Here is a 12,232-nt window from a genome sequence, read left to right as displayed (position 1 = left end):
CGGCGGGTCACCCAGCGGCCCCCAGGATGGCGGTCGCCGCGCGCAGCGCCAGTTGCCCGCGGATCGGATCGATCTCGGGGTGGCCGACGGAGGTGGCCGGCGCTGAGCCGGTGTCGCGCAGGGCCTGGCTGATGGCCCGGCGTTCGCCGGATTCGAAGGAGCCGAAGGTGCGGCGCAGCAGCGGCAGGGTGGCGACGAACTGGTCTTCGTTGAGGTCGCGTAGCCATTCGTCGATGCGGCGCAACAGCTCTCGGTCGTGGACCAGGAGTAGGCCGCGACCGCCGAGGAACCCGTCGATCCAGGCGGCCTTGGCGGCGGGGGTGTTGCCGACCGACAGCGCGGCGGCCAGTCGACGGGCGGAATCGGCGTCGTCGATCCGCTCGGCGTCGCACAGCAGACGTACCGCGCGGCCGCCGATCGCGCCGTGCACATCGTCGCGGTCGGCGATGCGTTGCAGGGTGGCCAGCCATTCGGTGCTGGTGTGCTCGTCGTCGCGGGTGCTGATGGCGGTGTGCGCGGCGTCGATCTGGGTGCGCAGAGCCTGTGCGGCATCGATGTCGAGGCCGGTGACGGCGCCGGGCAGGCCCGCGCAGATCCGCACCAGTAGTCCGTCGGCGACGTGGGCGAGGGCCTTGGTGTCGGTGCCGCGGACATCGCCGTAGCGCAGCGTGCGGGTCAGGCCGGGGAGGGCGCCGAGCAGATGGGTCACGTCGTGATCGAGCGCGGCGGCGGCCTCGAGCCTGGTGATCAATCCCTCGGTGGCGCCGCCGAGGTCGGCCAGCAGGGCCGTTTCCAGCGCGTCGGCGAGCGCGGTGACGGTGATGTCGTCGCGGCTCGCGGTGTCGAGGATCTTCGTCTCGGCGGCGGTGCGCAGGGTCGTTCCCCATACGGCCGCTTCGACGATGCGAACTTCGAACTCCGGTTCCCAGCGCAAGGTCCAGGTCTCGCGGAAGGTGCCGGTGCTGCGCACCTCGCCGGTGGTCGGCGTGCCCCAGCCGATGCCGAGCAGGCGCAGTCGATGTAGCAGGTGGGAGCGTTCGACGTCGCGTTCCTTGCGCAGGTCGAGGTCGATATTGCGGGCGAGCGCTTCCGGCTTGAGCCGCAAGGTCTTACAGCGCGCTCGCAGATCGGCCGCAAGGGGGACGGTCGGGGTGTCCTCCGGGACACCGCCGAGCGTCTCGCCGACGATGAGTTCATCGACGACGAGGCGCAGCATGGTCTCGTCGCCACCGCACATCACCGACCGCACCGCCTCGGTGACCTCGGACAATCCCGGCAGCGGCCTGCCCCGCAACGCCGCGAGCGTGTCCGCCAGCCGCACCGCCTCGATGATGTGCGCACTCGACACCGGCAGATCGTGCGAGCGCAGCACCCCGGCGACCTTGGTCAGCCAGCGCGCCACCGGCCGTTGAGTCTCGGTGAACAGATGGTGGTACCAGCCCGGCGAGGTAACGCCCGCGCCGTAACCCGACCCTGCCGCCAGCCGCGAATGCGTCCACGGCACCCAGGTCAAGGCGGCCTTCGTCTTCGGTAGTCCCTTGAGCAGCCGCGTATCCGGCGCGGCGGGGCCGAGCGGCTCGACCAGCGCCGGTGCGTGCCAGGCGCCACACACCACCGCCAACCGCTTCGCGCCGCCCTTGAGCACCTGCCGCATCACCTGCCGCATATGCGCTTCGCGGACCAGGGTGTGCTGGTCGACGATCAGCGGTGCGGCCGGAGTTGCCGCCTCGGGTGGCGTGGTCTCGCTCGCCGAACCCGGAGCGTCCTCGCGCAGGGCTGCCATCGCTTCGGTGATGGCGTCGAAAGCCGCACTGTCCGGCACGGATTCGACAATGGCGTCCCACCAGCGTTCGGCGTCGTCGTAGCCGGCGGCCGAGGCGAGGGCGGCCAGCGGGTCGGAGCCGCCGCCGCGGGCATCGTCGTCGGCGGCGAGCACGTGCGCGGCGGGCAGGTCGCAGAAGCGGACGGGGACGGCGTGGTCGACGCCGTAGCGCATGGCCTGCCACTCGGGGGAGAACACGGCGAAGGGCCAGAATGCCGCGCGCGCGGGCGAATCCGGAACGTAGGCGAGCAACGCGACCGGTGGCGTCATCGTGTCGGCGGCGACGAATCCGACGAGCGGATCAGCGTCGGCGGGACCTTCGATGAGGATGGCGTCGGGCGCGAACTCCTCGAGCGCGTGGCGCAGCGAGCGGGCCGACCCGGGCCCGTGGTGGCGGATGCCGAACACCCGTGTCACCGCTGCCGCGCCGACCGAGGAATCGCTCGCACCCGGGTTCGTGTCGCCGGCCGAATCCACAGCGGCTGCCGCGTTCGTGGTCACCTCCAGTGGCCGGGCGCTATCGCCCTCGCCCGGTTCCGAGCCGGAGCTCGCGCGGATAACGGCATCGTCCGGTGTGGTCGCACCGTTCGCCGGATGGATGACCTTGTCGCGTTGACTCATCGAAATCCCCATGTGTGGTGTGTGTTCGGTCCTCCCCTTCGCTCGGTTCTCAGCCGGCGATTTCGCGGCAGGCCCGGTAGAAGTCGGCCCAATCCGGGCGCTCCCGGACCACGGCCTCGAGGTACTCGGTCCAGACCACGGTGTCGGCCACCGGGTCCTTGATCACCGAGCCGAGGACGGCGCCCGCGATATCGGAGGCGCGCAGGACACCGTCGCCGAAGTGGGCGGACAGGGCAAGGCCGTTGGTGATCACCGAGATCGCCTCGGCGGTGGACAGCGTGCCCGAGGGCGATTTGAGCTTGGTACGGCCGTCGGCGGTGATGCCGGAGCGCAGTTCGCGGAAGACCCGCACCACCCGGCGGACTTCCTCCGCGGCGGCCGGAACGGTCGGCAATTCCAGTGCGGCGCCGAGCTGTTCGACGCGACGACTCACGATGGCGACCTCGGAATCCTCGTCGGCGGGTAGCGGCAGCACCACGGTGTTGAAGCGTCGCCGCAGCGCCGAGGACAGATCGTTCACGCCGCGATCGCGATCGTTGGCGGTGGCGATGACATTGAAACCCTTGGCCGCCTGCACTTCCGCACCGAGTTCGGGCACCGGCAGGGTCTTCTCGGACAGGATGGTGATCAGCGCGTCCTGCACATCGGAGGGGATACGGGTGAGCTCCTCGATGCGGGCGATCGCCCCGGTGCGCATCGCGGTCATCACCGGTGACGCCACCAGCGCGGCGTCGCTGGGCCCCTCGGCGAGCAGGCGGGCGTAGTTCCAGCCGTAGCGGATGGCTTCCTCGGCGGTACCGGAGGTGCCCTGCACGAGCAGCGTGGACTCGCCGCTGATGGCCGCCGAAAGATGTTCCGATACCCAGGTTTTCGCGGTGCCCGGCACACCGAGCAGCAACAGCGCGCGGTCGGTGGCGAGGGTGGCCACCGCCACCTCCATCAGCCGGCGCGGGCCGACATATTTGGGGGTGATCACGGTGCCGTCGTCGAGGGTGCCGCCGAGGATGTAGGTGACCACGGCCCACGGCGACAGCTGCCAGGACGGCGGGCGCACCCGATCGTCGACGCGACCGAGAGCGGCCAGCTCATCGGCGAAGGCCTGTTCGGCGTGGGGACGCAGCAGGGTGGTGGCGGGTTCGGTGGTGGTCAACGCAGCTCCTCGAGCATGGTGGCACGATCGGTGAGATCGTGGGCGAGTCGGTGGAATGCCTGTTGCCAGGCGGGATCGTCGGTGCTGTCGGCGAGCGCGCCGACGCGCGTCGCGAGTTCGGCGGGCAGGTGGACGCCGGCGGCGGTGAGCAGCGCCCGGTCGGTGTACACGCCCGCGCTGGCGTGCGGCTGCCGCGCGGTGGTGCGGGCGCGTTCGCCGAGCAGGCGCAGCACGTGGTCGGCGACGGGTTCCGGCCACGGGTGATCGAGGCCGGGCAGGATCGCGTGTAGTTCGTTGAGCTGGTGGGCGTCGAGATCGAGCACGTGCTCGATCCGGTCGGCGGCATCGAGCAGGGTGAACAGTTCGCGCCGCCGCAGGACCGCCTGCTCGGTCGGCGTGGCGTGGGCGAACAGCGCACGGGCCCAGGCGGTGTCGTGTTGAGCGAGCGTGGCATCGACCCAGCCGTCCACGATTGCCTTGGCATAGCGAGGTGGCAGCGACAGAGTGAGGGCGGTGGTGGCGGTGTTCTCGGCGGTGGCACGCACGATCGGGCCCCACGCGGTGAGCGGCGTGGCGGCGATCGCCTGGTGCAGGGTGGTGATCGTGGAATCAGGGGTGTCCCAGCGCAGCTTCGCTTGATCGGTCGCGTCGGTGATGCCGTCGCGGCGGGTGCGCGCGTCGAGTTCCGTGGGCACCCGCACCTCGACGACGCCGTCGGCCTCCACTCGGATCCACGACCCGACCAGCGCTGCCATCCGCCGCCCGAAAGCGGCGTCCGGGAGCTTGTTCAGCAGCGTCGTCGCGGTGCGCCGGACGTCGCCGCGCCGGTCGTCGAGCGCCCGCTCCAGCAGCGCTTCGTCTGCTGCGCTGAGCCCGTCGGCGAGCAGCCCGAGCAGCTCCGCCTTGACCGGCCCTGACTCCTTCGGCCACGCCGCGGTCAACACGGCCGAGGCCGCGGCCGGATCGGCCCGGCGAGTGCGGGCGAACCAGTCCTTTCGCTCGCCGGAAGTGCCGAACAACCAGATGTCGTGCGCTTTCGGCTCCGCACCGGAGCTCGGGTCGGCAGTCGTGCCCGACTCGGCGTTCCGGGACGTGGTCGCGTCGGTGCCCATGTCGGCGACGCTCGCCGACGGCCGCCTGTTCTCGGCGGCCCGATCCGTCAGCGAGGTCGTGGCGTCGGCGGGGAACTCGTCGACCAGTTTCGCCCAGGCCGGGTTTCGGGCCGCGAGCCAGCGTCCGCGGCGGCCCGCCATGCGTAGCAGCGGTGCTCGCAGTGTGATGTCGGCGGCAGCGGAGAGCGCCTGGACACACAGCACATCGGGCAGGCGGAAGTCGAAAGGGGTCGCGGCGGTGAACCATTCGGTCAGGAACGGGGACTTGTCCGTGAGGAGTCTGCTGAGGCGGTCGGCGGCGGGGCGCGGGAGCAGCGGACGCGGATCATCGACGGCGGGTTCGGGTTTCGCCGCCGTATGCGGGAGTTGTCCGCCACGCAGATACAGGTCTTGCAGCGCGGCGGTGTGGAGCAGCCGGGTGGCCGGTTCGCCCGCGTGCTGCGGGACGGCGGCGGCGACCGCGGCGTCGAGCTGGACACCGTCGGCGGTGCGCCGTGCCGTGCCGAGCAGTGCCACCGAGACGAGATCAGCCAACGCGGGGGTCGGGGTGATCTCGGTGGGGAACTCGGTTTCCAGCTCGTTCACCGCACCGGCGCACAACACCGAGACGGGGTCGAAGCCGTCGGCTCGCCACTCGCCGCACACCGTCACCGGGTGACCACCCGCCACCGCGATCAGCCGCCACGGACGCACGCCCGCGGGCAGCGATAGCGCGGTGCCGTCGGCCGCGACGAGCTGCCAGCCGTTCTCGTCGAGCACCGGTACGACGTCGGTGAGCAGCGCGGGCCAGGCGCGCAGCCACGGATCCTCGCTCACTGCGCCCGCGTAGGCGGTCAGCGCGTCGTCGATCGTGGTACCGCCGACCGCGGGGACGGTGGTGAAGGGTTCGGGTGCGCCGTGCCGGGTGCCCCACTGCGCGCGCAGCGAGGCCGCACCGGGGTAGTAGTGCAGGTCGGCGTCCACCTCGTTGCCGGGTGCGGGCACCTCGCCGGTGAAATTCGGGGTGGCGAAGGAATGTTCGAGGAGCAGTGCCCACCGGCCACTGGCACGACCGCGCAGCCAGGTGCGACGGGTGTGCAACCGATCCTGCTCGCTCACCCGCATGCCGAGTACCAGCCAGCGGTCCCGCACGGCGGGCTCGGCGAGCACCGACTCGGCCGAGGTCGGGTAGCCGATATGGGTGCGAATGCCCGCCCGCAGCGGCTCGGGAAGGGCATCGAGGCGGCGATGGGCCAGCACCAACAGGTGCAGGCGGGCGTACTCGCGCACCAGCAGTTCGGGCCAGTGTTCGGTGGTGACGACCGCGGTGGGCAGTCGGCGCAGGGTCTCGGCGATGCGGGGCGCCTGGGCATCGACCATCCGTGCCGCGATCGCCTCGTAGGCGGCGTAGGAACGGTCGGTCTGGGCCAGCCCGGTTCGGATCTGGTCGGTGAGCCACACCTCCAGTTCGGTGAGCCCGGCGGCCACCCTGGCACGGCGCTGCTCGACGGTGGCCTGTGACGGCGTGCTGGCGGCCTTGGCTTTCGGTGGCGCGGCGGCCTTCGCGGCCCGACCCGCCAGCCACTCGGCCGCGAAGTCGGCGGGGGCGTCGCGTGCGGGGGTCTGGCCGCTCGACCACGTGAGCAACAGCGAGAGCGTGTGCTTGCACGGGAACTTGCGGCTCGGACACGAGCACTTGTACGCGGGCCCGTCGAGGTCGACGATCGCCTGATACGGCTTGGCGCCACTGCCCTGGCACAGTCCCCACACCGCGTTGCCGGCGGCGCCGGTCTCGCGCCAGCGACCAGCCAGCTTGCGTGCGGCAGCCAGCGAGCTCGCATCGGGCGCGAGTGCGCGGACCTGGTCCTCGGTCCACGGCGTGCGTTGCTCGGTCATCGGTTCCCCCGTTCTCGTGTTCGCCGAATATCTACCGCAACCCACCGACAACTAGCGGACCACAGCGGTGACGCCCGTGGAAAAGGTTGATGCCGAGGCAATTTCAGGCTCTACCACTTGCCATGGTTCACGATCTCTGACATTCTGATCTGTTCGGCGCTGCCCGGACCGCCCGCGCTGCTCGACGCAGCGTAACGCGGGTGTGAACACCCTCATCGAGCTGCCCGCCGGGGTGGGCGAGGGGTGGACATCGAGGGCCCGCCGTGGCGCCGCGATGGCCATTCCACTCCCGCGGGCAGATTCGCTGGGGCCCTGCGCATCCCCTGGGCAAACATCCGGCGATCGGGTAGCGTTTCGACCAGGATCGCCGCGTTGCGCGCCGACGCAAAGGGGGATGTCGCAAGTGTGCTCGGATCGGATCGCCGAGGTGGTCGCGCGCGAGCTGGCCGCCGACCCGGCAGTGGAGGAACGGGTCGCCGACTGTGTGCTCGCCGCGCTCACCGCTGTCGACGGTGACTCGACCGCTTCGGAATCCGGCGACACCGGCGTCTTCCTGCGGTCGATCACCGTGCAGGGCTTTCGGGGTATCGGACCCGCGGCGACACTGCGGCTGAATCCGGGACCCGGCCTCACCCTGGTGGTCGGTCGCAACGGTAGTGGGAAGTCGAGTTTCGCCGAGGCCGCCGAATTCGCGCTCACCGGTGGGAATCGACGCTGGGACGGTCGCTCGACCGCGTGGCGGGAGGGCTGGCGCAACCTGCACGAACCCGACGCCGCCCGGATCGACCTCGAACTACTCACCGCGGGCGAGGAGCCCGCGCTCTCGGTCGTCACCAGCTGGGATCCGAGTGCCGACCTGGCCGACGCGCGGTGGACCGAGCGGCGTGGAGACGAACCAGCCGCCTCGGTCGACCCGAGCGTACGGCGCAGGCGCCTCGATCTGTACCGGCCGTTCCTGTCCTACAGCGAACTCGGCGCGCTCGTCGACGGCAAACCGAGCGACCTCTTCGACGCGCTGCATCGTCTGCTCGGACTCGACGAGCTGGCCGCCGCGGCCGAGCAGATCCGCTTGCGCAAGCTCGAACTCGAACGCGCCGTAAAGGATTCACGCCAGTCTCGCGCCGACCTGCTGGTCGAGCTGGCCGAGGCCGACGACGAACGCGCCCGTGCCGTGGCCGACCTGCTCCGCACACCGGATCCCGATCTCGACGCGGTGGCGGGCGCGGTGGCCGGTTCGGTTCTCGGCGTCGACGGACCGGAGGGTCTGCGCGCGGTCCTGCGGCTGTCCCTGCCCGACCTCGCGCCGGTCGCCGCCGCCGCCACGCGACTGGCCGAGGCGGCCGCGAATGTGGCGCGCCACGCGACGGTCGATTCCGAGGCCGATCTGCGGGTGCTCGAATTGCTCACGCGGGCACGCGAACACGTCACGGCGTCGGGCTCGTGCCCCTGTCCGGTCTGTGGCCGTGACGAGCTGGATGCCGACTGGCTCACGGCGGCCGATGCCGAAATAGCGCACCGCACTGTGGAACTCGCGTCCCTTCGAGCGGCCACGGTGGAGTTCGACGCGGCGCTGGCGGCCGTCCGCGACCTGCCCGCGGATCTGCCGGTCGAGCTCGGTTCGGCGATCGCACCCGCTCCCACGGCGCCGACCTTCGATCCGGCGGGTGGTCGGACGGATGCGCCCGCCCGCTACGGCGCCTCGGACTCGTTGCGTGCCCAGCGCGCAGTCGTCGGACAGCTCTGGTCGGAGTGGGCCGCGCTCGCGAGCGCCGACTACGAAGGTCCGTTCCCGGATCGTCTGCGCGAGATCCATGCCGACCTCGCCGCGGAGCTCGCCGCACTGCAACGGGATACGCGCATCGAGCTGGATCGCCTCGACACGGTGTGGTCGCCGCTGGTCCCGCGCGTGCTCGCCTGGCTCGACCCCGCCCGCGCCGTCGCCGACCACGCGAGCGAGCTGCGGGTGGTGAAGAAGGCGGCCGACTGGCTCAAGGCCGCGACGGCGACGATTCGCGGCGAGCGGATGCGGCCGCTGGAAACCACGGCGCGCTGGGTGTGGAGCACCCTGCGACAGCAGAGCAATGTGGAGCTCGGGGCGATTCGGTTGCAGGGCAGCGCGGGCACGGCGCGGCGGGTGCTGCTCGATGTGACCGTCGACGAGGTGGACGGCGCGGCACTCGGCGTGATGAGCCAGGGCGAGCTGCACGCGCTCGGGCTGTCGCTGTTCCTGCCGCGAGCCACGGTGGCGCACAGCCCTTTCCGATTCGTGATGATCGACGACCCGGTGCAGGCGATGGACCCAGCGAAGGTCGACGGGCTGGCCATGGTGCTCGCCGAGGTGGCGGCGACGCGACAGGTGGTGGTGTTCACCCACGACGAGCGCCTCGCCGAGGCGGTGCGGCGCATGCAACTCGACGCCACCGTGCTGGAGGTGCAGCGTCGCGAGCGGTCGATCGTCGAGGTGCGGGTGACCGGCGATCCGGTTCGCCGCTACCTCGACGACGCCCGATCCCTGCTCCGCACACCGCAATTGCCCGCAGCCATCGCCGACGAACTCGTCGCGACCTGCTGTCGTTCGGCGATCGAGGCGGCCGGGCTGGCGAAGGCCCGCCACGAACTGCTGGCGTCCGGTCTCGCGCACGGGGAGGTGGAGCGGCGCGTGCGCAACGCCCACACCACCCGCGCCATGATCACCCTCGCGATCATGGGCGTCGGCGCCCGTGTGGACGACCTGAACAAGCACCTCAGCACGGTCGGCGGACGCTGGCTCGTCGGCGTCCTGCGTGACGCCACCGCGGGCGCGCATGTGCCGATCGACCGCCCGATGCGTGAATTGATCGGTGACACCGAACGATTCATCACCTGGCTGCGAGCCCACGAGCCGAACACGGCGGTGCGGTCGTGAATCGCCGTGGCAGGCGTGCTCGCCCCGCCTACAGCCCGCGGCCCTCGGTGGCGCAGCGGCTGGAAGCGGCCGAGAACCTGCTGGACGGCTCGGTGTCGGACGCCGGCGGGGTGTGGTCGCGGGCGGTGGCGTGGATCCTGCGGTTGGCGCTCGAGCAGGCGGTGGACCAGCTGTGGGCGCAGGTGGCGCCGGAATTGATGCGGTGTCCGATGCGGGCTCAACTGCTCGCGTTGCGGGTGTACGCGGGGCCCGATACCGCCGGTCAGGTCGGTGCCTTGTGGGCGGCGCTGTCGCGGGCGGCGCATCATCTGGACTACGAGATGGCGCCGAGTGTCACCGATCTGCGGCGGTGGCGGAATCAGACCGCCGACCTGGCGCGGGCCTTGGAGCTCGCCGCGCTCGCGCGCCAGCCGATCGGGTGATCGGCGCGCGGCGGCAGACCGGAACCGGGGTGCGCCGGGTGGCGAGTGGTGATTGCGGCAGGATGACGGGATGGGTGAAGTGAAGGCGTGTCCGTGCCGACGTGGTGAGCCGTTCGACAGCTGTTGTGGCCCGATTCTGTCCGGAGAGAAGGCCGCGCCCACCGCGGAGACGTTGATGCGGTCCCGCTACACCGCCTATGTCGTCGGCGACGCGGACTACCTGCTGCGTTCGTGGCACCCGAGCACTCGCCCCGCCCAGCTCGAACTCGAACGGGATCAGCGGTGGTTGTTCCTCGAGATCGTGGGCACGCAGCGGGGCGGCCCGTTCGACGACAACGGCACCGTGGAGTTCATCGCCCACTACAAGCTCGACGGTGCCAGGGACGCCATGCACGAGCTGAGTACCTTCGTGCGGGTCGACGGGGCCTGGGTCTACCTCGACGGGACGTTCCAGGCCTGAACCGCGATACTGCTCACGTGCCCCGCATCGCGATCGAATACTGCACCCAATGCCGCTGGCTGCTCCGCGCGAGCTGGATGGCGCAGGAACTGCTGACCACGTTCGCCACCGAACTCGGCGAAGTGGCGCTGGTTCCCGGCCAGGGCGGCATCTTCCGCATCACCCTGGACGGCGAACAACTGTGGGAACGGAAGGCGGACGGGGGTTTTCCCGATATCGCCGTGCTCAAGCAGCGCGTGCGCGACCGGATCGCCCCCGATCGCGATCTCGGCCACGTCGACCGCCGCGACTGACGACCGGGCGGCGGGTCAGCAGCAGCCGCCACCGCCGCAGCAACCGCCGCCCGCCGCACGTGGCGCGGGGGTGGGTGCGGGCGCGGAGCCGCGTCCCACCGCCGCGAAGGTGGTGAGCAGTTTGACGGTGTCGTCGTGGCCGGCCGGGCACGTCGCCGGATCCGAGGATTGCGCCATCGGCCGGTTGACGTCGAACGTGTCGCCGCAGGAGCGACACCGGAAGCTGTAGTTCGGCATCGGCCCAGTGTAAGGGCCGATGCTTGCGATCACGGTGCGTCGAACGCTTCGCTGTGGCCGCCGCGCTCCGTACGGTGAGCGAACGGCGGTGATGGCGAGGTGGCGCATGGCGAACAGTAGCGCGGGGGCGGTATTGCGGGCGGTGCTCGACCTCGGGTCGGCACCGCGCAGCGTGGTGGCCAGGCATGCCGGGGTGTCACCCGCCACGGTCACCTGGCAGAGCCGGGCGCTGGTCGAGGCGGGACTGCTCGTCGAACTGCCCGAGTCGCCCGGCCCGGGCGGCGTTGGCAGGCCGCACAGTCCGATCGCGTTGGACGCTGCCGGCAATGTGGTGATCGCGGTGCATATCGCGGCGGTGCAGATCACCGTCGCGGTGGTCGATATCGCCGGGTCGGTGCTGCACAGGGAGCAGGTGCCCCATCGCACCCACGCCCCGTACGACATCCTCGACGCCGTGGTGGACCGCGTGCGCGCGGTCGGGGCGAACCTCGCCGATCAGGTGCGCATCCGCGGTCTCGGGGTGGCGATCGGCGGGCGTGTCGACGCCGCCACGGGTTCGGTCGTCGAACACTCCTACCTGCGCTGGCGTGACGTGCCGGTGCGCGAATACCTCAGCGCCCGAACCGGGTTGCCGGTCAGCGTGGACAGTCACACCCGCGCGACGGTGCACGCCGAACAGCTCTACGGCCGACTACGCGGCTCGGCGAGTTCGATCGTGCTGTTCGTCGGCAATGTGATCGATGCCGCCATCGCCGTGCACGGCCGCGTCAACTGCGGGCCGCATTTCGGGGCGGGCTCGATCGCCCGATTGCTCGGCACCACCAACAGATTCGCGCTGGAGGCACTCGGGGACCACGCGTTGCTGGCGCGCGCCGAGACGGTCGGCCGGTTCGACGGTTTCCCCGCGGTGGTGGCGGCGGCCGCGGCGGGCGGCCCGCAACGCGAGTACTTCATCGAGCGCGCCAGGGTGATGGGTGAGGTCGCCGCGGCGCTGATCGATCTGATCGACCCGGAAGCGTTGGTGCTGATCGACCGTGGCCTGATCACGGTGCCCGGCGTGCGCGAAGCCTACGACGAGGCGGTGCGCGCCCACTCGACCATCGGCGCCGATCCGGGCGAGGTGATCTTCGCGTCGACGTTCCCCGGGCAGGTGCTGGTGATGGCGGCCGCCGGCGTGGTGTTGCAGGAATTGTTCAGTGATCCGCTGAGCACGGTTGTCGCGCAGGCAGTTTGATTCGTGGTTATTTTAAGACAGTCGAATATTGACCGGAACCGGCGACACCCGCGACAGTTGACACTATGAACAAAATGCAGTCCGGCGTCGCCCGGGCCACG

The 12,232-nt window shown here is 70.9% G+C and carries 9 protein-coding genes; 5 read left to right on the top strand and 4 right to left on the bottom strand.

Annotated features, from left to right (window positions below; all coding sequences use genetic code 11):
* Positions 1-7 precede the first annotated feature (7 nt).
* From NA12_RS15735 to NA12_RS15725, 3 genes are read right to left on the bottom strand one after another with little or no spacing between them, the layout of a single operon-like run.
* On the bottom strand, positions 8-2,443 hold the full coding sequence (locus NA12_RS15735; protein WP_243654712.1) for a DUF5682 family protein: 2,436 nt from the start codon (positions 2,441-2,443) through the stop codon (positions 8-10).
* Positions 2,444-2,492: 49 nt separating this feature from the next.
* Positions 2,493-3,593, bottom strand: coding sequence for an ATP-binding protein (locus tag NA12_RS15730; RefSeq protein ID WP_067450861.1), 1,101 nt, complete (start codon positions 3,591-3,593; stop codon positions 2,493-2,495).
* Positions 3,590-6,580: an SWIM zinc finger family protein gene (locus NA12_RS15725; RefSeq protein ID WP_067450858.1), complete on the bottom strand. Its 2,991-nt coding sequence runs from the start codon at positions 6,578-6,580 to the stop codon at positions 3,590-3,592. Before NA12_RS15725 ends, NA12_RS15730 begins: the two co-directional genes overlap by 4 nt.
* 394 nt (positions 6,581-6,974) lie before the next feature.
* On the opposite strand from NA12_RS15725, the gene NA12_RS15720 reads away from it, so the two are divergent.
* The 4 genes from NA12_RS15720 to NA12_RS15705 all read left to right on the top strand — a co-directional run bounded on the left by NA12_RS15720 (position 6,975) and on the right by NA12_RS15705 (position 10,660).
* Positions 6,975-9,485: an AAA family ATPase gene (locus NA12_RS15720; RefSeq protein WP_067450855.1), complete on the top strand. Its 2,511-nt coding sequence runs from the start codon at positions 6,975-6,977 to the stop codon at positions 9,483-9,485.
* A complete protein-coding gene (locus NA12_RS15715; protein ID WP_067450852.1) occupies positions 9,482-9,907 on the top strand; it encodes a hypothetical protein in 426 nt (141 codons plus the stop codon). The genes NA12_RS15720 and NA12_RS15715 overlap by 4 nt, the downstream gene beginning before the upstream one ends.
* Before the next feature lie 70 nt (positions 9,908-9,977).
* On the top strand, positions 9,978-10,367 hold the full coding sequence (locus NA12_RS15710; RefSeq protein WP_067450994.1) for a YchJ family protein: 390 nt from the start codon (positions 9,978-9,980) through the stop codon (positions 10,365-10,367).
* Between the two features lie 17 nt (positions 10,368-10,384).
* Positions 10,385-10,660, top strand: a complete 276-nt coding sequence (locus tag NA12_RS15705; RefSeq protein WP_132369677.1) for an Rdx family protein — start codon at positions 10,385-10,387, stop codon at positions 10,658-10,660.
* Positions 10,661-10,675: 15 nt separating this feature from the next.
* Here the strand turns inward: NA12_RS15705 and NA12_RS15700 are convergent, their stop codons facing one another.
* Entirely contained in the window at positions 10,676-10,897 is a 222-nt protein-coding gene (locus NA12_RS15700; RefSeq protein ID WP_067450849.1) for an FmdB family zinc ribbon protein, read from the bottom strand.
* Positions 10,898-11,003: 106 nt separating this feature from the next.
* Here NA12_RS15700 and NA12_RS15695 point away from each other — a divergent pair, with 106 nt between their 5' ends.
* A complete protein-coding gene (locus NA12_RS15695; RefSeq protein ID WP_165914751.1) occupies positions 11,004-12,131 on the top strand; it encodes an ROK family transcriptional regulator in 1,128 nt (375 codons plus the stop codon).
* The last annotated feature ends 101 nt before the right edge of the window (positions 12,132-12,232 follow it).

It is taken from the genome of Nocardia alba NBRC 108234 (assembly GCF_001612665.1).
Classification (GTDB): domain Bacteria; phylum Actinomycetota; class Actinomycetes; order Mycobacteriales; family Mycobacteriaceae; genus Nocardia; species Nocardia alba.
This window is presented reverse-complemented; position numbering and strand designations above follow the sequence as displayed.